The sequence below is a fragment of the Pedobacter ginsengiterrae genome (assembly GCF_039537385.1).
In the GTDB taxonomy this organism is placed as follows: Bacteria; Bacteroidota; Bacteroidia; order Sphingobacteriales; family Sphingobacteriaceae; genus Pedobacter; species Pedobacter ginsengiterrae.
The window spans coordinates 552,014-571,274 of record NZ_BAABAK010000015.1 but is presented as its reverse complement, the minus strand read 5'-3'; the positions used below and the strand labels follow the sequence as shown (position 1 = coordinate 571,274).

The following is a 19,261-nucleotide window of genomic DNA, read 5'->3' as shown; positions in this document are numbered from 1 at the left end:
TTTCAACGAACTCAGATTGACAAAAGTAAACCAAATTAATGAGTCGGATTTTAGATCTGAAAAAACACAACACATAATGAAATTACCTATAGTAGCTTACGGAGACCCTGTTTTAAAAAAAATAGGAACCGATATTGACAAAGATTATCCAGAATTGAAACAATTGATTAGCGATATGTTTGATACCATGTATTATGCAAATGGTGTTGGTTTAGCTGCACCTCAAATTGGTTTACCAATTCGTTTATTTATTGTAGATACCGGCGAAGATGAGGATGGAAATCCTGGCTACAAAAAGGTTTTTATCAATGCACAAATTTTAGAAGAAACTGGTGAACCTTGGTTTTTTAACGAAGGGTGTTTAAGTATTCCTGATATCCGTGAAAATATCTCACGTAAACCAAATGTGAAGATTAATTATCTGGATGAAAACTTTGTAGAGCACACAGATGATGTAGATGGAATGTCGGCCCGTGTAATTCAACATGAGTATGATCATATTGAAGGGAAATTATTTACAGACAAAGTAAGTGTTTTACGTAAAACGATGCTCAAAAGCAAACTGGACGCAATTTCTAAGGGAAATATAAAAACAGATTACAAAATGAAGTTTCCAAATAAAAGCAAGAAAAGATAAATTTCTTAATTAAAATATTGCAGGGAAAATGGAAACGTTTTCCCTTTTTTTATTTAATAAAATACCTCTATGCTTGTTCTCTTGCTTCAAGTATCTCAATCAAGATTTTTTTTACTGTTTTAGCATCGCTATTAAATGAAATCTTTGCTAACCCATAAGCAAATGCCAACATATTTAAAGGGAATAAACATCCTAAAATAATTTTAGAATCGTTGATCGCAGCTATTAAAATTACCAATAAAGCGAAACCTACAAAACTACACCACATTATTAAGAAAATAGAAACAAGAGGTTTCAATTTCATGTTTATTTTTTCACTAGAGTTTCTGTTTCTGTGATTTCCACTACACCGAAAATATCTGCCTTAAAACCGTTGCTGTAAGAAAGTACTCTGGAAATTTTAAACGAGTTTTCAGAAACAGATCCTTTAAATAGTCTTTTGTATTGCTTAAAGTGTTCTTGTTTAACAACTAATGTATTAGAAATTATTCTTTCCTTTACCTGAATCGGGGATAGGCTTGTAGATAATTCAAATGCCTTAAATGGCAAAAAATTCATCGTTAGCTACTAATTATCGCTTCGTTGTTTATCCCCATCAAAAATTTGTTGCATTAGCTTACCCCATGCAAAAGGATTTAACAAGGGATTGGTTTGAACCATGTTTTTGTTAATCATCCGATCGAAATTATATCGATAATTTTGGCTTCCTATTTCTCCAGCATCACGCGGTAACGCTTGTATTAAGCCATTAATTGATGACCGCGAAAGGTTCTTTTTAGCAATTGCCAAATCGTCATCCGCTAGTTTCATAGAAAGAAATTCACGGGTAAATTCCTCTGTAGTTGCCCATGGAAAAACACGAACAGTAGGCAAATTAATTACCTCTGCTCTTAATTTTACCATGATAGTGTATTTACTATCTGGTGTACCTAATGGGATAATTGTAGAAAACTTTTTGTAACCAATTGCAGTAAACAAAATCGTATCGCCAGGATTTACAATAAAAGTAAAGTAGCCGCGGTAATCGGCACCTACCCTTTTACTTTTTGCAGAAAGATTCGTTATAGTAACGTAAGGAATTACATTGCCGCTATCGATATCAGTTATAATACCAGAAAATTGGATCAGTTTATCCTTGTCGGTTTTTTGTTGACCAAAAGCCGTGACAGAAAAAACAAGCAAGATTAGGGTAAAACAATATCTCATTAAGACAAAAGTAATTTTAATAATAAAACTTCGGTGTTAAATATTGTTAAAGCTATTCTTGCTCGGCCATGTTTAACGCAACAACCGATGTAATAGTTGGTACAGCTTTCATAATTGCCTGCTCAATTCCCGATTTCATTGTCATGAAACTCATTGGACAAGAACCACAGTTACCTAATAACTTTAGCTTAACCACGCCATCTGATGTAATTTCTTCAACAGAAACATCACCCCCGTCGGCCTTTAAATATGGTCTGATAGTTTCTAATGCTTGTTCTACTTGCTCTGTTAAATTCATTATTTGTTTATTAATTTATAAAAATAGTAATTTTTTAGCAATTCACCATTTGCGCATTGTTGATAGATATTTGCTGAGCAATTTTACTTGCTATATCTCCAAATATAACATCCAACAATGGGTTTTCATTTAAAGCTACTGGCTTTCCATTATCCCCAGCCTCAGCAATACTCTGAATAATCGGAATTTCTCCTAAAAACGGAACGTCAAATCTTTCTGCAAGTTTTGTTCCCCCGCCTTTTCCGAAGATGTAATATTTGTTTTCTGGTAATTCTTCTGGCGTAAAGTAAGACATATTTTCGATTACGCCTAAAATTGGAATATTAATACCAGGCATGCGGAACATAGCTAAACCTTTATGTGTATCGGCTAATGCAACTTGCTGAGGTGTTGTAACTACAACAGCTCCCGAAATTGGGAAACTTTGCGTAATTGTAATGTGTATATCGCCAGTGCCTGGAGGCAAATCAACGATTAAATAATCTAGTTCGCCCCAGTTGGTATCGTTAAATAACTGCTTTACTGCATTCGAAGCCATTGGACCACGCCAAGGCACAGGTTGACCTGGATCAGCAAAAAAGCCCAACGACAATAACTTGATTCCGTATTTTTCAATAGGTAAGATTTTCGTTTTACCATCTGCGGTTTCTTCAGCTCCTGGTTTTGCATCAACCAAATCAAACATGGTTGGTACCGATGGGCCATAAATATCAGCATCAATTAAGCCAACTTTCGCACCATCTTTTGCTAAAACAACGGCCAAATTACTAGCCACTGTAGATTTACCAACACCACCTTTTCCAGATGAAACCAAAATGATGTTTTTGATGTTATCTAATGAAGATGAGTTTGTTGGCTGTGTAACTCTAGAGGTTATATTGATATTTATTTCCGCTTCTGCTGATACGAAATGCTTAATTGCATTTGTACAGGCATTTTTCAACATATCCTTCATAGGGCATGCTGGCGTAGTAAGTTCGAGTGTAAAGTTTATTTGAGTATCAACTATTTGCAAATCCTTAATCATGTTTAAGGTTACCAGGTCTTTTTTAAGATCTGGATCTTCTACATTTTTCAAGGCATCTAAAACTTGTTGTGGGCTAATCTGCATTATATTAATTTAAATCCAAAATTAACAAAACATAGCCACAAATACTTTTATTTAGGCTTTTAAACTGTAATTTTAACACGAAATAAACATTTAATTGTTACGTTTAAGCAATTAACCATTTTAACACTATATGCGAATACCCAAAATTAACGTCCCAAAAAAATATTTAAAAATAGGTGCCTGGATTTTAGGCGTGTTTTTTATTGTTTGCATTGCGCTTGGAGCGGTTGCCTATAGCAAAAGGGAGGCACTTTTGAAAAAAATGGTAGCTAAGGCAATTGCTAAAGCTGACAAAGACTATAATTTGGATGTTAAAATTGGTTCGGCAGGATTTACGGGATTAAGCACCGTGAAAATGACTGCAATATCTGTTGTACCTAAAGACAGAGATACTTTGGTTAATCTTAACGAGCTTAGCGTAGGTGTTAAGTTGTTCCCTTTAATTTTTGGCAATGTTAAACTAGCAGAACTAAAGCTTAATGAGGGTTTTGTAAACATCGTGTTTAAAGATTCTATTAGTAACATCGACTTCATCCTTAAAAGAAAGAAAAAAGACAGCACCGAAACCAAAAGCAAAGTAAACTTATCAGAAATAGCCAGTAATTTATTAAACCAGGTTTTATACAAAATTCCTGATGATATGGATGTAAAAAACATGGTGTTTAAGTTAAATGATAATGATACAGCTAAACTAAGTTTTGCAACAGTGGCTACGATAGATGGCGGCGATTTAAAGTCGACCATTAATGTTAATAACGGCGAATCTACGTGGCATTTCGATGGTTATGTTAATCCAGGAAGCAAGGAATTAAGTATTACCGCTTATGCCGATGGGAAGAAATTGGAGCTACCTTATCTAAACAATAAACTTCATGCAAAATTAAGTTTCGATACGCTTCAAACCGAATTAAAAAACGCGAAATATAGCGGAGATGATTATAAAATTTCAGGCTCGTGGTCGGTTAAAAACATGTTGATAAATCAGCCAAGAATTGCGAGTAATGATATAATTGTTCAAAGCGCCAAGCTTGACGCGGATGTTTTAGTCGGACCTAATTATATTGCACTGGATAGCACCTCTACAGCATATTTAAAAAATGCTTCAATTCATCCATACGTTAAATATACCTTAGGAAAAAATAAAATTTACGAACTTAAATTGGATGCTGAAGAACAAGATGCACAGGCTATTTTCGATGCGTTTCCACAAGGTTTGTTCGAATCGTTGGAAGGTTTAAAAGTTCAAGGTAAAATAAAATACAACCTAAACTTTCACTTAGACACTGCAATTCCAGATAGCGTTCGTTTCAGTTCTACTTTAACGCCGGTTGGTTTCAAAATTTTAAAATGGGGTAAAACCGATTTACAAAAAATTAACAGCCCTTTTGTTTATACGCCTTACGAATATGGTAAGCCGATGCGTGATATTACAATTGGCCCGTCGAATCCGAATTTTACACCACTTAATGCAATTTCCAAGAATTTTGTAAACTCCGTTCTAACGGCTGAAGATCCCTCATTTTTTACCCATAATGGTTTCGTAGAAGAATCTATTCGTAAATCAATTGCGGTAAATTTCAAAGAGAAGAAATTTAAACGCGGCGGAAGTACAATTAGCATGCAATTGGTAAAAAACATTTATTTAAGTCGCCAAAAAACGCTTGCCCGCAAAGCTGAAGAGATTTTAATAGTTTGGCTAATTGAACACAATCATTTGGTTAGCAAACAACGAATGCTTGAGGTTTATTTTAACATTATGGAATTAGGCCAAAACATTTATGGTATTGGTGAGGCTTCGAGATATTATTTCGGTAAGCAACCTGCTGATTTAACGATAGGTGATGGACTTTTCTTAGCCAGTATTGTACCTAAGCCTAAAGCATCAATGTACAAATTTATGGCTGATGGAAGCTTGAAGCCGTATATGTTCAACTATTTCAGGTTTATGGGTAACATCATGGCAAGAAGAGGATTAACACCATCTGATACTTCTGGTTATGGCTTTTACAATGTTCGATTAAGAGAAGGATTACGTCGTTATTTAGCGCCAGACACAGCCGTTATAGACACAGCAGTTTTCGATAATGACGACGATAATGATGTTGCGCCTGTTGTTATGCAAGACAAAAACAAAAGCTTATTCGATCGGATTTTCGGCGGTGGAAAAAAAGATACAACAACTAAAATTTCAAAACCTATTGACACTGCAAAAACTAAAAAGCAGTTGAGACAGGAGCGTAGGGAACAGCGCAGAAAAGAAAAGGAACTGGAAAACGGGCAATAAATTATCTGATAATTACCGTTAACTTCGTCGCAAATAATACTAGCATGCACAAAATAAAAGTAGAGGATAAAGAGTTCGAGATTTTTTTAGAAAACGATACGATAAGCAAAAGAATTCGCCTATTAGGCATTCAAATGAACGTTGATTACGAGCAGAAATGCCCGTTATTTATTGGCGTACTAAACGGAAGCTTTTTATTTATGGCCGATTTAATTAAAGAAATTAACGTTCCTTGTGAAGTTGCATTTATGCGTGTTGCATCATACGAAGGCACTTCAAGTTCTGGCAAAGTTAAAGAGTTAATTGGCCTGCCTGATGATATTGAAGGACGGGATATTGTTATAGTTGAAGATATTGTAGATACTGGCCTAACTTTAACACATATTTTAAAAACAATAAAAGAGAAAAACCCAGCCTCTGTAAAAGTAAGTTCTTTGTTGCTAAAACCTACGGCTCTTAAATATGAAATAGAAGAACTTGAATATATTGGTTTTGAGATTCCTAACGAATTTGTTGTTGGCTATGGCTTAGATTATAATGGATTAGGAAGAAATTTAACTGATATCTATAGGGCTACAGAAGCATAATTTATAGATAGGATTAATTTATTTTTCGCACCTTTGTTTCAAATTTTCTAGCACAATGACCATACACAAAGAAGGCTACACAACAATAGCTTTAAGCATATTATTTATTTTCATTATTAATGCACTTATAGATTACAAATATTATGATGTAACCTGGTTACGTTGGTTTGTTTACATCTTCTCTGCTGCATTATTTATTATTGTATTGCAGTTTTTCCGTAACCCAAGTCGTAGTTTTTCATCTGGCGAAAGCTTAGTTATTTGCCCTGCAGATGGAAAAGTTGTGGTGATTGAAGAAACAGAAGAAGGCGAATACTTTAAAGATAAACGTTTACAGGTTTCCATTTTTATGTCGCCAGTAAATGTGCACATTAATCGAAATCCAATTTCAGGCGTGGTTAAATTCTTTAAATATCACCCAGGAAAATACCTTGCGGCCTGGAATCCGAAATCTTCTACAGAAAACGAGCGTACAACCACAGTTGTAGAGCACAAAAACGGAACACCTGTACTGTTTCGTCAAATTGCGGGTGCGTTAGCTCGCAGAATTGTTTGGTACGTTAAAGAAGGCGATCAGGTTGTTCAAACCGAACAGTTCGGATTTATTAAATTCGGATCGCGTGTTGATGTTTTTCTTCCCGTTGGAACAAAAGTTAACGTAGAACTTAATCAAGTAGTGAAAGGCGGAATAACAACTTTGGCTACGCTTAGCTAAAAGGATTGTATAAAAATATAAAAGCCGATTTAGTAATTCTAAATCGGCTTTTTTGTTTGTTCTTTTTAATAATTATTAATCCGTTGTGTCGTTTCCAACCTCTTTATCGTGTGCTGCTAATGGTATATCGCTAATTAATCTTTGTGTTGGATACGCAAAATCAGATTTATTTTTCATTACAATATCCATAATCTCCAAATTTATTTCTTGTCTGATTTTTAGAAATTCTGCATTGTTTAAAATCACAACAAAATAAGAAACCTCAATATTCAATCCTGATTCTCCAAAACTTTTGAAAGAGGCACTTACATCTGCTGTTCCTTCTCTATTGCTAATATAATCCTCAATTTCGGAAACAATTTTCTTAACAGAGCCTGCGTTTGTTTCGTAAGTTAAGCCAATTGTAAATGCTACCTTCCGCGAATTTCTTAAAGAAAGATTCTCAAGAACTCCATCAATCATCCCCCGATTTGGTATTGTGGCCATCGTTTTTTCTGATGTTCGTATTCTAGTACTTCTAAAACCAACCTTTTCTACGGTTCCTTCAACTCCATCAACTTTAACCAAATCACCAACAATAAATGGTTTATCCAGAAAGATAGTGAACGAGCCTATCAAGTTCTCTAAACTTTCTTTTGCTGCTAAAGCAATAGCTATACCGCCAATACCCAATCCTGTAATCAAGGTTAATACATTTACTTCGAAAACAAAGCCTAAAAGTGTAAAAAAACCAATAAAGATTACAATGGTTTTGAAAAGTTCTTTTAAAAAAGGTACAAGTTGATCATCAGATTTATTATCTGTTAACGATGCCTTATATAATAAAACATGACTGATAAAATCGATTATCCTTAAAATTATCCAAAAAGTAGATAGAATGATACCGAATAGAAATATTCTATCGATACAATCTCCAATGCTCACTGGAATCTGTTCTTTAACCTTACCTACAAGTTTGCTGTAGTGAAATATGGCAACTTCTAAAGGATGTTTTAACTGATTTATAGAAAGGTATAGCGTTGTTAAAAGGATAAAGGTTTCTATAGGCTTTACCAGCAGCGCAACAAAAGCTTCATCATGAGATTGATTTGAAAAGCTTTTGAATAGTTTAAATAAGAGCTTACTCAGAAGTCTCGAAACAATTCTTTTAAAAATTAAACCAACAAAAAGTATTCCGCCGAAAAGGCAATAAGCTTTTACCGTATTACCCCAAAAAACCTGCTCAAAAAATGCCGAATCTAACATAAAAAGAAAATTGAATAGCTGAAATGTACTTAATTCATTAATCGCAATAATTTGCAAATTATTATCTGAAAAGAAAATTATAAACAAAAAAACCTCCACGATTTAGATCGTGGAGGTTTATATCTTGTAATAAAGAATATTATTTTCTTAAAGACTTAATACGAGCTGCTTTACCAGTTAATGCACGTAAATAGAACAATTTCGCTCTACGAACTTTACCATAACTGTTAACTTCTACCTTCTCGATATTTGGAGAATTTACAGGGAAGATACGCTCTACACCTACACCGTTGCTCATTTTACGAACTGTGAAAGTTTCGTTAGCACCTGCACTGTTGCGTTGAATTACAACACCTTGGTAAATTTGAATACGTTCTTTATTACCTTCGCGAATTTTATAGTGTACGCTCACTGTATCGCCAGACTTGAACGCAGGAAAATCTTTTTTCGCGATGGCCTGCTCTTCAACAAATTTTACTAAATCCATGATTTTAAGCTATTAAATCGATATTTCAACCCGTGAAATTCGGATTGCAATATTAGGGATTTTTTTTTAATAAAAAAAACTAATTTTATTTTTTCCACAATCTTTTAGAATTCCACATTAAGATTGTGTAAATGCTTCTATTCCAAAAGGTCAGGCCTACGGATTTTAGTTCTTTCCAATGCCTGTTCATGGCGCCATTCGTTAACTTTTGCTTCATGCCCACTTAACAAAACATCAGGCACTTTATTCCCCCGCCAGTCAGCAGGACGGGTATAGACTGGCGCATCTAAGAGCTCTCCCTGAAAACTATCAGACAATGCCGAAGTTTCATCATTTAAAACGCCAGGAATTAAGCGAACCACAGCATCAACCACAATAGCTGCGGGCAATTCTCCGCCACTTAAAACATAATCACCCACAGATATTTCTCGGGTAACAAAGATATCGCGTATGCGCTGATCTATGCCCTTGTAATGCCCGCATAAAATGATGATGTTTTTTTTAATGGAAAGTTCATTAGCCGTACTTTGGTTTAGCGTTACTCCATCTGGACTCATAAATATGATTTCATCATATTCACGTTCAGCCTGAAGTTTCTCAATACAAGCCGCAAATGGCTCTATGCTCATAACCATACCGCTTCCGCCACCGTATTGATAATCATCAACACTTTTTTGCTTGTTCGTAGCATAATCCCTTAAATTATGGACAACAATTTCTGCAATTCCTTTTTTTTGCGCTCGCTGTAAAATAGAATGAGCAAAAGGGCTTTCGAGCAAAGCGGGCAAAACGGTTATAATATCAAAACGCATAGGGCAAAGTTAATTTTTTTATTTTTCAAGATAAACATCCAATAAACCTTCAGGTAAATCGAGGGTTAAAATCTTTTGTTCATCATCAATCTCAATGATAAAGTCTTCGTTTAGCGGAAAAAGAATTTCTGTTTCCTTATACATAACTGCAGCTACGAATTGCTGAGGATATTCGTTTACTTCGATAATTTCACCAAGTTCTCCAAGTGTTTCATCAACCGCTACAAAACCCTTTAAATCGGTGTAAAAAAACTCATCCTCATCACGTTCTGGTTTTTGAGCAATAGGTAAATACAATTTCTTTTTTAGTAAAGGCTGGACTTTGTCAATATGATCAACATCATCAAAATTAAAATAACCTGTTTTGTTGGCTTGTAACTTTGCGGAGGCAACAAAGTAGGGTACAAGTTTGCCATTCATATCAGCAAAAACGATATCAAACTCAAGTTTTTCATAGTCATCAAATTCAAAAAATACTTGAACCTCTCCTTTCAAACCTCTTGTTTTTGTAACGTAACCTATATAAAATGCTTCTTCGTGTTTCATATCAAATTATTGTGTTTCCATCATTGCGAATCTGGATTTTTATCCGGTACGGCAATCTTTTCTTCGGGGAAGAAGATTGCTTTCTTGCCATGCAATGACCACACTGAAAAATTTCTTTCAAATAAAAATAGCGAAGCTCTTTTGAAAGAAACCTCGCTATTTCTGCAACAAAATAATTTAAATTATTCTGCGCCTTCTTCTTTAGTAGCTTCTGCTGCAGGAGCTTCTTCAGTTGCTTCAGCCTCAACAGCTGGTGCTTCTTCAGTAACTTCTTCTTCAACAACTTCTTCTGCAACTGGTGCATTTTTAGCTGCGATTGCTGCTGCTCTATCTTCTTTTTTCTTAGCTTCTGCAACTAATGCTGCTTTACGAGCATCTGCTTTAGAAGTAGCTAAACCTTCTGTTTTACCAGAGATTTTACCAGCTTTAGCATCAACCCAAGCAGCGAATTTTTCGTCAGCTTGTTCTTGAGTTAAAGCACCTTTTTTAACTCCACCTTCTAAGTGTTTTTTGTATAAAACACCTTTGTAAGATAGAATAGCACGAGCTGTATCAGTTGGCTCAGCACCACTGTTTACCCAAGCTAAAGTTTTTTCGAAATTAATTTCGATGGTTGCAGGATTGGTGTTTGGGTTATAAGAACCTAAACGCTCAATGAATTTACCATCACGTGGAGAGCGAGAATCTGCTACCACAACGTGGAAAAAAGGTTTTCCTTTTTTACCGAATCTTTGCAATCTGATTTTAGTTGCCATTTTCTTTTGTATTTATGTATTCAACATAGTTCCCGGAGCTTCATGCTGCGGGGCTGCAAAGATAACTAAAATACTGTAAATTAAAAACATAGTTTAATTTCTTTGTTTTAAGGATATTAGCGCCAAAATATTTGAAGATACGAAATGAAAAGAATTGCTATAGACATGGATGAGGTTATTGCTGATGTGATACCTAAATTTATTAGTCTTTACAACCGAGATTTTGATGTTCCGCTTGATTTGGTTATTGAGCCAGGTAACGAAGTTTTTAAACAGGTACCACAAGATGTTAATCAAAAATGGTTCGAATACATTAATGAGAAAGGCTTTTTTCGAGATTTAGCTGTAATTCCTGATAGCCAACGTGTAATTAAAGCTTTGCAAGAAAAATACGATGTTTACATTGTTTCGGCCGCTATGGAATTTCGTAATTCGCTTGAAGATAAATATGATTGGCTTGCTGAACATTTTCCTTTTATTGATTGGCAGCACATTATGTTTTGCGGAAATAAAATTGTTGAAGTAGATGTTTTAATAGATGATAGAATAAAAAACTTTGTCAATTTAAAAGGTCGTCCTTTGCTGTATACTTCTCCGCACAACCTTTTAATTACCGAATACGAAAGAGTAAATAACTGGGAAGAAATAGCTGGCTTACTACTTTAGTTTTTAAAAGTTGCTATGTTTTCATTTGGAACGTAGTGGAGAAATCTTTTTAATTAGCATAAAAGATTTCTCCATTTTCGTTGTACTCCCGTTAAAACAACAACAAGAGGTTTAGTTAAAATTAAACTCCCCAACTAAATTTCCACTTCTATTATCGGCTGCCATAGGCAGTACAATTACTTTTCTTTGTTGCTTGCCCGTAGCGTAACGGGTATAAATTTCCGCTGTAACTGTTGTTGGCCCGCTAATATTTATTTGTCTATCACCATAATAGTTTACTTCGATTTTATATTTGCCTTTCATGGCTTTTTTCAGCATAAACTGCTCAGGGCCATAACCCGAAGTAAAGTCATTACTAATTCTTCCGCCAATTTTGGTTTTTGGGTTGCCGTAATAACCCTTTTCGCCAGTTGGGTCGGTTAACCACAAATCGATATCCGTATCATTTTTATTCCAGTTTAAAACTACCCGAACATCAACTGGCAAAGGCTGAATTAATCTCTTATCAATGCCTTTTGTATTAAGCTTACTGCCATATTTGGCAATTAAGTTATTAATTTCCGAAATAATAATTTCTTCAATTCCCTGATCTCTATCTGCAATTTGCGAGTTATAACTTTGAGTTAACACTTTATATAAATTATTTAAAGCCTTTTGGTATTGACCAGCATCGGCCAAAGCCAGGGCATAATCGCGATAACTTTGTGCATCCATTGGGCGCCATTGTAAAACTTTCTCAGTTATAAAGATTTCGCTATCATAATTACCTGTTTGCTTCAATTTGTAAGAAAGTGTTTTATATAAATCAGCGTTTTCCAAATCTAAATCGGCAATGCTGCTTAAAATCGTTAAAGCCCTAACACTGTCTTTTTGCTGATAAAACCAATTCGCTACATCGAAATAAAACATTGGTGTAGTTTTATAATTAGGGCGCATTTTTATATATGCCCGATAAGCACTGTCGGGATTACCAACCAGGTTTTTCATGTAATCTTTATCGCTTTTAAATTCTGGAATAACAATGGTTGGTTGTGTTTCCACGTTTGTAGTTGTGCTTTTATTTTGTATGCTTACTCCTGCAACTCGTCCTTGCAAAGCTGAATTTGCACTAATAGACTGAGACCTGACTATTGTTGTGGCACTTGCAGTTTCCATTCGCTTTGCTTGTGCAGCGTATGCCACAACAACAACCTCATTTAATTGACCTTTTGCTTCCGATTCTTTTGCTCTTTCTACTCTTGGTGGTGCAGGCGGAGTACCTGCAGGGCGTGGTGGAGGTGTGGCTGAGATGTTTTGCGTTACCACTGGGGCGGCATCAATGGCATCTCTAACAGGAATAGGGTAGTCATTTTTACTCTTAATAGGCTCCTTATAACTAAAATCAGTGTTCCACCAGGTTTTTAAATCTTTAGTCATGGTAACCGCAGCATTTAGTAACTCAGTTTTACGCTCCTGAAAATCTACTCGGCGTTGTTTCAAAACTGCATCATAAGCCTGGCGTAGCTCTGCTGGAGGCGCAATATCATAACGCAAATAATCATCGAGATTTTCGAGAACAATTAAGCTGGTGTTTCGCGTTACAATACCAAATTGCTTGCTTAACACACTAATATCAGCCTTATTTGCTTCGTACTGGATATCCATTTCCGAAATTTTTTTCTGTGCCCAAACTCTGCTCACATCTATGCTACTTAGCGCATGTTCAGTAGCATTTAATTGGATATGCTGTTCTGAGGTAATCGAATTTCCATAGCCAAATTGTAACACAAAATCGGTATTTAAACCATTCAATATTCCTGCAAGAGAAAAATGCCCATTTACTTTTACATGCATTGATGGGTAAGTTTGACGCACATCTGAACCGTTTTTAATTCCCAAAAATTGTAAATTTTCCTGGCCTAATTGTTTAAAAGCATCATTTGTAGATATAGCGTTTAGGTTTACAAACTGGCCGCCAGTTTGTAAACTGATGTATTTTAATGTGCTGTAATCTGCCTTCAAAGATGTATTTATAGTATTAACAGGTTTATATAGCGCAATTGAATTTCGGCCAAAAGTTGATAACCCATCGCTAAAGAAAATATATTCGTCGGCCTGAAAAGACTGAGCGTTAACCGAACCAAAATTTGTACCCCCATCATAAACTATGTTTTCAAGTTTCTTTTTTAAATCATCCCAATTTCCTTTCGATATGATAAAAGTACCACTGTTTTTAAATCCGTTATTTAACAAACCTAGTTGTATGGTTAGATTTTGTTTTTGCTTGATAATTAAATCTAAAAGTTCTAATTCCTTTTTTGTGTCACGTTGTAAACCACTTAAAGATGTATCCCAAATTAATCCTATTTGGTTTGACCATTGACGGGGTCTGCTTTCTGATTTTGGAAAAACATTTACTAAAAAATAATACCCATTAGATGCTTTTTGCATTTGCACTTCTGGTAAATTATTGCGTTTAGGAAGATTTATCGTTAAACCTTTTTTTGGTTGATAATCAGTTTTGTTTATCTCGCCAACATAAGTATTTCCATTAACTTTTAAATTGAAGCTTCCATCGGGTTGTTCGCCTAGTTCGGGTTTTAAAATACTTTCGAAAACCGTAGTTTTTAATGCAAAGGTTTCTATAGGTTGGTTATAATCTAAAGGTAAATGATAAGTTAAAGCATTTGCGTTATTAAAATTAAGTTCTTCTTCATAACCAACAATTATAGTTCTACTGCCATTGGCAGGCATGGGATAAATCCTTGTTCTAAAATTATTTCCTTCTACTTTTTCGAGTAAACCAGGATCTACACGGCGGCGTTCGATACTTTCGAAAACCTCGGTTGCTTTGGCTTTTTCTACAGGGACAGCTTCACGCATTTTCCCATTAATATCTAAAGCGTAGCGGCTAATGCTTACACCTTCGGGCATTGGAAAAGTTAATTCTCCTTCTAATATTCTATTGCTGTTGTTGTAAAAAGTCATGGTCATTACGGTTGTTGCAATGTTTCCAGTAATTTGCACATCGATATTTAACTTTTTAAGCTTTACGGCATCGTTTTGCTGATTACTTTCTGCCCGCTGAACTTTAAGCACGGGCATTTGTGCGTGCAAAAAAGAATTGATAAATAATGAAAGGGCAATGAGTAGGATTTTAGATAGTTTCATAATTGTAGGTTTTAAATATTGATGCAAAACTTTTACATATTGCATAAATTTATTTTCGGGCGATGGGTGGGAAACCAAAAATAGCTGAACGAACCTGCGTAGAATAAACCCGATAGTAGTGCAAATACTTTTGATGCAGTTTTCGACGAGATCAGGCTGACGTTAACAAAAGATTGAAACGAATAGCGGGAGGAAATAAAGCTAAAAGTGTAGAACCTTGCTTTTCGAAAAAAAATTGTAACATTTTATAAAAAATACATTCTAAATATTAAAAAAACTGAAACTATGTTAGTAACCACAACGCCTACAGTTGAGGGCAGAAAAATTATAAAATATATTGGCCTGGTTACAGGTGAAACTATTATTGGCGCAAATATTTTTAAAGATTTGTTTGCAGGTATAACCGATATTGTTGGCGGAAGAGCGAGTTCTTACGAGCGTGTTTTACGTGAGGGAAAAGACACGGCCGTGAACGAAATGCAACAGTATGCCGCAGCTTTGGGTGCGAATGCTATTGTTGGAGTAGATTTAGATTATGAAACTGTGGGTAGCGGCGGAAGCATGCTGATGGTTAGTGCGAATGGTACTGCCGTTATTTTAGAAGATTAAAATATTGCTTAACGCGAAAACTAAGCAAAAAAAGAAAGTCATTCTGGTGCGAGAATGACTTTTCTTTTTTATAATGAGGTTTGATTAAAACGAAAGAATATCGATTAGTTTTAACCATGTTGAACTTACTTTTTCTGCATCGATATGCTTAATTGCATGGTCGAATGGTGTGTAAATCATTTCTTTGTTAACCTGTCCGGCCATTACATTTCGTTCGCCTTTAATTAGGCCTTCTACTGCCGAAACGCCTAATCTACTTGCTAAAACCCTATCCATACAGGTTGGTTTACCACCACGCTGAATGTGGCCAAGAACCGAAACTTTTGTATCGTAATGTGGGTATTTTGATTGCAAAATTTCGCCAACCTTAAAGGCTCCTCCTGCATCGTCGCCTTCGGCAACAATAATAATTTTCGAGGCTTTATCTTTACGGCTATGTTCTAATTTATGAAGAACATCTTCTACACCCATATTTGCTTCGGGGATAAGAATGGCCTCGGCGCCAACACCAATTCCGCTTCTTAAAGCAATAAGGCCTGAATCTCGACCCATAACTTCTACAATGAAAAGCCTGTCGTGAGATTCTGCTGTATCTCTAATTTTATCAACCGCATCAATAACTGTATTAATTGCAGAATCGTAACCAATTGTAAAATCGGTACCCACTAAATCGTTATCAATTGTTCCTGGCAAGCCAACAATAGGAAAATCGTATTCCTGAGCAAAAACATTTGCACCAGTAAAAGTTCCATCTCCACCGATAACAATTAAAGCATCTATTTTTCTTGCTTTTAAGTTTTCGTAGGCTGTTTTTCTACCTTCAACTGTTTTAAAGTTTTCACTACGGGCAGTTTTTAAAATTGTGCCACCACGTTGAATAATATTGGCTACAGATTTGCGATCCATAGGCATACAATCATCATTAATAAGGCCTTCATATCCACGAAGGAATCCTGTTACTTCAATATCGTAATAAATTGAGGCTCTAACAACGGCCCTAATAGCGGCATTCATGCCCGGCGAATCGCCACCGGAGGTTAAAATACCAATGTTTTTTATCTTATTCATTTGTTTGTTTCTTAGCAAATTCTGAAAGTCCCTTATCCAGATATTGCAAATATTTCTCTATACTAAATTCTACCCCGATTGGAGGCGAAACTAATTCTTTTTCGTCGGTACCCAAAAGTACATAATAAGGTTGCGAAATTGTATTAAATCTTTCGGCTTGTAAGTGTTTAAACTTTTTCCCTACGGTATTAACTTTAGTTTCTAAAACCTTCGAATCGAATTGCTCACTCTCTGGCAAAGCTGTTTTATCATCGGTATATAAGGATACAACGATGTAATCTTCCTTTAATTTTTTAAGTACTCGAGCATCAGACCAAACTCTTGCTTCCATTTCGCGACAATTAACGCAGCCGTGACCTGTAAAATCTAAAAATAATGGTTTTTTAACTTCTTTTGCATAAGCTAAAGCTTCTTCATAATCGAAGAAACCATCGATGTTATGTGGAATATGCAAGAATTCTGAATATTTTCTTTTAGGATGCTTTGATGAAGCTGTTTGATTACCAGAGTTACCTTCCTGGCCGATTACAAAATCTTGAGTAGATAGGGGTGGAACTAATGCACTAACTGCTTTTAATGGCGCGCCCCATAGTCCAGGCATTAAATAAAATGCAAATACAAATGCTGCTCCACCTAAAAACAATCTTGGAATTGATATATATGGCAAATCGCTATCATGAGAGAATTTAATTTTACCTAGCAAATAAAAACCTAAAATGAAGGCAATTACAATCCAGATTGCGATAAATACTTCTCTATCTAAAATTCCCCAGTGATAAGCCAAATCTGCTGTTGATAAAAATTTCAATGCCAAAGCAATTTCTATTAAACCCAAAACTACTTTAACTGCATTTAACCAACCACCAGATTTAGGAAGTGAAGTCATCCAACTAGGGAAAATGGCAAATACAACAAATATTAATGCTAAAGCGAGTGAGAAGCCGAACATACCCATGATTGGGGCTAAAAATCCACCAGTTTGTCCTACAGTAACTAAAAGTGTTCCGATTAATGGCCCAGTACATGAAAATGAAACAACTGCTAAAGTGGCAGCCATAAAAAAGATGCCTGTTAATCCTTTAGAATCAGATTTTGAATCCATTTTATTAACGAAAGAACTTGGTAAAGTAATTTCAAATGCACCTAAAAACGATATACCAAAAATTAAAAGTATAAGGAAAATAAATACATTAAAAAATCCGTCGGTAGCCAATTCATTTAAAGCACTTGCGCCAAAAATTACGGTGATTAGTAGACCTAACACTACATAAATCACGATGATAGAAACGCCATATATTATTGCACCTTGAATACCTTTACCCTTAGTTTCTGCTCTTTTGGTAAAATAACTTACGGTTAAAGGCACCATTGGAAATATACACGGAAGTAAGAAAGCTATTAGACCCGCAATAAAACCTGCGGCGAAAATAGAAAGCAATGTATTCGAACCTCCTTCTGTTGGTTGTGTTTTTGCAACAACGGCGGTTGCCCCGGTTGTGTCTTTTGATATAGAATCTTTTATCGCATTATTGGCTGCACTATCTTGGGCAGATCCTACTTCTGTAAATACAAGATCCTCGGGGGGAGCCGTTGCCGTTGTATCTTGAGCTACAGCGGCATAGCTTTTAACAGCTGGCAATGCAATAAACATGGCCGCCATCAGTAATAAAATTAAAACCTTTTTCATTTGTGTGTTTTGAGGCGGTGAAATTAAGAATAATTTTATAAAGGCTTGGTCTTTAAACCTATTCGAAACGTAGATTTTACTTTAAAAAGAAAGAGTCCCAAATAATTTGGGACTCTTTATAAATATTTTAATTTCAGTTACTTAACAGGGATGCTAAATTCAACCTCTTCTGGTGGAAGACATTGTCTATCATTACAAGTCATAAACTCTACTCTACCCTTTACAATAGTAGTACCCTTGTTTAGTTTTATTTTCTGCTGAAAAATAACTTGGTTTTCAAAATAACTAACATTCATTTTAAAAGTATCTTCGTATTTCACAATTGCTTTAGGTTCTGTTGTTTTTCCAACTAAGCTAAAATCTTTCGATGGAGAAAAAGCAAAAGTTGTTTTAACTGGCCCACCACTTTTAACATTTTGAGAGTAAATATGCCATTTACTATCGATTGATGCCTTTAAATATAAAACCGCTTCGGTTTTATTAACCTTTTTTGCTACATAAGACCATGTTACTGGCTTTTCTATTTGGGCAAATGCGCCAGCAATGGTAAAGAGTACCATTGACAATACTAAGGTGATTTTTTTCATTGTGTGTTTATTTTGTGTGTATGTATTCTATTTCCTTAAAGTTAAAAGTTGTGGTTTCTTGATCTACCTCCATAATTAATAAACCACTATCTTCAACTCCTTTTATAATACCTTCAAAAACCTGACCATTCTGAAGATATGTAGCAACAGTATTAAAATTCAAAAGCCTGTTGAGATAGCTTTTTTGCAAAATACTGTATCGTTCTGATTTCAAATTTAGATAGTATTTTTCCATATAAACGAATATTTTTGCCATAACAAGCTCTAAATCTACTTGTTTATGTAAAATTTGATATAAAGATGTTGCTTTTTCGGCCAAATCGTTGGTAAACTCCTCTTGGTTAATGTTTAAACCAATGCCAACCACTGCAGATTTTATGGTAGAACCTGTCAGTGTATTTTCGATAAGTATGCCACCAAGTTTCTTTCTATTGTAATAAATATCGTTCGGCCATTTTACCTTAACAGGATGAGGAAGAAAAGATGATAGTGCTTCTGCCACCGCTAAACTAACAGCCATATTTAAGAAAAACTGCTTATTTAGCGGTAAAAACGACGGTTTTAAATAAATACTTGCACTGATATTTTCCCCTGGGACGGTTTGCCAAACACTTTCTTGCTGCCCTCTTCCCGCAAATTGATGATCTGCCATAATTACAGTGCCTTCGGGTAATGGCTCGGAATTTGAAGCCAAATTCTTTAAATAATTATTAGTAGAATCAACTTCTTTTAATTTGATAAAATTTTGACCAACAAATAGTGTCGAAAAAGTGTTATTTTGCAAGTGTTGAATTTATTTTATTGTAATTCC

Annotated in this window: 21 protein-coding genes; 6 read left to right on the top strand and 15 right to left on the bottom strand. The window is 35.2% G+C overall.

What is annotated here, in order from left to right; genetic code table 11:
- Positions 1-76: 76 nt before the first annotated feature.
- Positions 77-637 (top strand): peptide deformylase, encoded by a 561-nt coding sequence (gene def, locus ABD692_RS15565; protein ID WP_316754709.1) that lies wholly within the window; start codon positions 77-79, stop codon positions 635-637.
- A 67-nt stretch (positions 638-704) separates the two neighbouring features.
- On the opposite strand, the gene ABD692_RS15560 is transcribed toward def, so the two are convergent.
- From ABD692_RS15560 to ABD692_RS15540, 5 genes are read right to left on the bottom strand one after another with little or no spacing between them, the layout of a single operon-like run.
- Positions 705-941: a hypothetical protein gene (locus ABD692_RS15560; RefSeq protein ID WP_344768415.1), complete on the bottom strand. Its 237-nt coding sequence runs from the start codon at positions 939-941 to the stop codon at positions 705-707.
- 2 nt (positions 942-943) lie between these two features.
- Positions 944-1,195: a hypothetical protein gene (locus tag ABD692_RS15555; protein ID WP_344768413.1), complete on the bottom strand. Its 252-nt coding sequence runs from the start codon at positions 1,193-1,195 to the stop codon at positions 944-946.
- Positions 1,196-1,204: 9 nt separating this feature from the next.
- The gene (locus ABD692_RS15550; protein WP_344768411.1) at positions 1,205-1,843 is read right to left on the bottom strand and encodes a peptidase associated/transthyretin-like domain-containing protein; all 639 of its coding nucleotides are present in this window, start codon (positions 1,841-1,843) and stop codon (positions 1,205-1,207) included.
- Between the two features lie 52 nt (positions 1,844-1,895).
- On the bottom strand, positions 1,896-2,141 hold the full coding sequence (locus ABD692_RS15545; RefSeq protein ID WP_316754714.1) for a NifU family protein: 246 nt from the start codon (positions 2,139-2,141) through the stop codon (positions 1,896-1,898).
- A 34-nt stretch (positions 2,142-2,175) separates the two neighbouring features.
- Positions 2,176-3,252, bottom strand: coding sequence for an Mrp/NBP35 family ATP-binding protein (locus tag ABD692_RS15540; protein WP_344768409.1), 1,077 nt, complete (start codon positions 3,250-3,252; stop codon positions 2,176-2,178).
- Between the two features lie 130 nt (positions 3,253-3,382).
- Between ABD692_RS15540 and ABD692_RS15535 the strand changes: the two genes are divergently transcribed.
- Genes ABD692_RS15535 through ABD692_RS15525 form a run of 3 tightly spaced genes read left to right on the top strand, consistent with a single transcriptional unit; the run spans position 3,383 to position 6,838 of the window.
- Positions 3,383-5,536 (top strand): transglycosylase domain-containing protein, encoded by a 2,154-nt coding sequence (locus ABD692_RS15535; RefSeq protein ID WP_344768407.1) that lies wholly within the window; start codon positions 3,383-3,385, stop codon positions 5,534-5,536.
- A 44-nt stretch (positions 5,537-5,580) separates the two neighbouring features.
- On the top strand, positions 5,581-6,123 hold the full coding sequence (hpt, locus tag ABD692_RS15530) for a hypoxanthine phosphoribosyltransferase (RefSeq protein WP_316754721.1): 543 nt from the start codon (positions 5,581-5,583) through the stop codon (positions 6,121-6,123).
- Positions 6,124-6,178: 55 nt separating this feature from the next.
- On the top strand, positions 6,179-6,838 hold the full coding sequence (locus ABD692_RS15525; protein ID WP_344768405.1) for a phosphatidylserine decarboxylase family protein: 660 nt from the start codon (positions 6,179-6,181) through the stop codon (positions 6,836-6,838).
- A gap of 75 nt (positions 6,839-6,913) precedes the next feature.
- Here ABD692_RS15525 and ABD692_RS15520 read toward each other — a convergent pair whose 3' ends face one another.
- The 5 genes from ABD692_RS15520 to ABD692_RS15500 form a co-directional block, all read right to left on the bottom strand.
- On the bottom strand, positions 6,914-8,083 hold the full coding sequence (locus tag ABD692_RS15520; RefSeq protein WP_344768403.1) for a mechanosensitive ion channel family protein: 1,170 nt from the start codon (positions 8,081-8,083) through the stop codon (positions 6,914-6,916).
- Positions 8,084-8,222: 139 nt separating this feature from the next.
- The gene (gene rplS / locus ABD692_RS15515; protein ID WP_344768401.1) at positions 8,223-8,570 is read right to left on the bottom strand and encodes a 50S ribosomal protein L19; all 348 of its coding nucleotides are present in this window, start codon (positions 8,568-8,570) and stop codon (positions 8,223-8,225) included.
- A gap of 137 nt (positions 8,571-8,707) precedes the next feature.
- Positions 8,708-9,382, bottom strand: coding sequence for a tRNA (guanosine(37)-N1)-methyltransferase TrmD (gene trmD / locus ABD692_RS15510; RefSeq protein ID WP_344768399.1), 675 nt, complete (start codon positions 9,380-9,382; stop codon positions 8,708-8,710).
- Between the two features lie 18 nt (positions 9,383-9,400).
- On the bottom strand, positions 9,401-9,928 hold the full coding sequence (gene rimM, locus ABD692_RS15505; RefSeq protein WP_344768397.1) for a ribosome maturation factor RimM: 528 nt from the start codon (positions 9,926-9,928) through the stop codon (positions 9,401-9,403).
- A gap of 182 nt (positions 9,929-10,110) precedes the next feature.
- A complete protein-coding gene (locus ABD692_RS15500) occupies positions 10,111-10,683 on the bottom strand; it encodes a 30S ribosomal protein S16 (protein ID WP_316754730.1) in 573 nt (190 codons plus the stop codon).
- A 144-nt stretch (positions 10,684-10,827) separates the two neighbouring features.
- Here ABD692_RS15500 and ABD692_RS15495 point away from each other — a divergent pair, with 144 nt between their 5' ends.
- Positions 10,828-11,349 carry a 5' nucleotidase, NT5C type gene (locus ABD692_RS15495; RefSeq protein WP_316754732.1) on the top strand — a complete coding sequence of 174 codons (522 nt, stop codon included), beginning with the start codon at positions 10,828-10,830 and terminating at the stop codon, positions 11,347-11,349.
- A 111-nt stretch (positions 11,350-11,460) separates the two neighbouring features.
- Here ABD692_RS15495 and ABD692_RS15490 read toward each other — a convergent pair whose 3' ends face one another.
- Complete coding sequence (locus ABD692_RS15490) at positions 11,461-14,499, bottom strand: VIT domain-containing protein (RefSeq protein WP_344768394.1); 3,039 nt, start codon at positions 14,497-14,499, stop codon at positions 11,461-11,463.
- A gap of 285 nt (positions 14,500-14,784) precedes the next feature.
- On the opposite strand from ABD692_RS15490, the gene ABD692_RS15485 reads away from it, so the two are divergent.
- Positions 14,785-15,108: a heavy metal-binding domain-containing protein gene (locus ABD692_RS15485; RefSeq protein WP_316754736.1), complete on the top strand. Its 324-nt coding sequence runs from the start codon at positions 14,785-14,787 to the stop codon at positions 15,106-15,108.
- Between the two features lie 84 nt (positions 15,109-15,192).
- On the opposite strand, the gene pfkA is transcribed toward ABD692_RS15485, so the two are convergent.
- The 4 genes from pfkA to ABD692_RS15465 form a co-directional block, all read right to left on the bottom strand.
- Complete coding sequence (gene pfkA / locus ABD692_RS15480; RefSeq protein WP_316754739.1) at positions 15,193-16,176, bottom strand: 6-phosphofructokinase; 984 nt, start codon at positions 16,174-16,176, stop codon at positions 15,193-15,195.
- Positions 16,169-17,863 carry a protein-disulfide reductase DsbD family protein gene (locus tag ABD692_RS15475; RefSeq protein WP_344768391.1) on the bottom strand — a complete coding sequence of 565 codons (1,695 nt, stop codon included), beginning with the start codon at positions 17,861-17,863 and terminating at the stop codon, positions 16,169-16,171. Before ABD692_RS15475 ends, pfkA begins: the two co-directional genes overlap by 8 nt.
- A 137-nt stretch (positions 17,864-18,000) precedes the next feature.
- A complete protein-coding gene (locus ABD692_RS15470; RefSeq protein ID WP_316754744.1) occupies positions 18,001-18,450 on the bottom strand; it encodes a protein-disulfide reductase DsbD domain-containing protein in 450 nt (149 codons plus the stop codon).
- A 7-nt stretch (positions 18,451-18,457) separates the two neighbouring features.
- Entirely contained in the window at positions 18,458-19,234 is a 777-nt protein-coding gene (locus ABD692_RS15465; protein WP_344768388.1) for a biotin--[acetyl-CoA-carboxylase] ligase, read from the bottom strand.
- Positions 19,235-19,261: the final 27 nt, after the last annotated feature.

Bases quoted from the DNA above. Each gene is read 5' to 3' on its own strand.
- def (WP_316754709.1), top strand. From the start codon at position 77: ATGAAATTACCTATAGTAGCTTACGGAGACCCTGTTTTAAAAAAAATA.
- ABD692_RS15560 (WP_344768415.1), bottom strand. From the start codon at position 941: ATGAAATTGAAACCTCTTGTTTCTATTTTCTTAATAATGTGGTGTAGT.
- ABD692_RS15555 (WP_344768413.1), bottom strand. From the start codon at position 1,195: ATGAATTTTTTGCCATTTAAGGCATTTGAATTATCTACAAGCCTATCC.
- ABD692_RS15550 (WP_344768411.1), bottom strand. From the start codon at position 1,843: ATGAGATATTGTTTTACCCTAATCTTGCTTGTTTTTTCTGTCACGGCT.
- ABD692_RS15545 (WP_316754714.1), bottom strand. From the start codon at position 2,141: ATGAATTTAACAGAGCAAGTAGAACAAGCATTAGAAACTATCAGACCA.
- ABD692_RS15540 (WP_344768409.1), bottom strand. From the start codon at position 3,252: ATGCAGATTAGCCCACAACAAGTTTTAGATGCCTTGAAAAATGTAGAA.
- ABD692_RS15535 (WP_344768407.1), top strand. From the start codon at position 3,383: ATGCGAATACCCAAAATTAACGTCCCAAAAAAATATTTAAAAATAGGT.
- hpt (WP_316754721.1), top strand. From the start codon at position 5,581: ATGCACAAAATAAAAGTAGAGGATAAAGAGTTCGAGATTTTTTTAGAA.
- ABD692_RS15525 (WP_344768405.1), top strand. From the start codon at position 6,179: ATGACCATACACAAAGAAGGCTACACAACAATAGCTTTAAGCATATTA.
- ABD692_RS15520 (WP_344768403.1), bottom strand. From the start codon at position 8,083: ATGTTAGATTCGGCATTTTTTGAGCAGGTTTTTTGGGGTAATACGGTA.
- rplS (WP_344768401.1), bottom strand. From the start codon at position 8,570: ATGGATTTAGTAAAATTTGTTGAAGAGCAGGCCATCGCGAAAAAAGAT.
- trmD (WP_344768399.1), bottom strand. From the start codon at position 9,382: ATGCGTTTTGATATTATAACCGTTTTGCCCGCTTTGCTCGAAAGCCCT.
- rimM (WP_344768397.1), bottom strand. From the start codon at position 9,928: ATGAAACACGAAGAAGCATTTTATATAGGTTACGTTACAAAAACAAGA.
- ABD692_RS15500 (WP_316754730.1), bottom strand. From the start codon at position 10,683: ATGGCAACTAAAATCAGATTGCAAAGATTCGGTAAAAAAGGAAAACCT.
- ABD692_RS15495 (WP_316754732.1), top strand. From the start codon at position 10,828: ATGAAAAGAATTGCTATAGACATGGATGAGGTTATTGCTGATGTGATA.
- ABD692_RS15490 (WP_344768394.1), bottom strand. From the start codon at position 14,499: ATGAAACTATCTAAAATCCTACTCATTGCCCTTTCATTATTTATCAAT.
- ABD692_RS15485 (WP_316754736.1), top strand. From the start codon at position 14,785: ATGTTAGTAACCACAACGCCTACAGTTGAGGGCAGAAAAATTATAAAA.
- pfkA (WP_316754739.1), bottom strand. From the start codon at position 16,176: ATGAATAAGATAAAAAACATTGGTATTTTAACCTCCGGTGGCGATTCG.
- ABD692_RS15475 (WP_344768391.1), bottom strand. From the start codon at position 17,863: ATGAAAAAGGTTTTAATTTTATTACTGATGGCGGCCATGTTTATTGCA.
- ABD692_RS15470 (WP_316754744.1), bottom strand. From the start codon at position 18,450: ATGAAAAAAATCACCTTAGTATTGTCAATGGTACTCTTTACCATTGCT.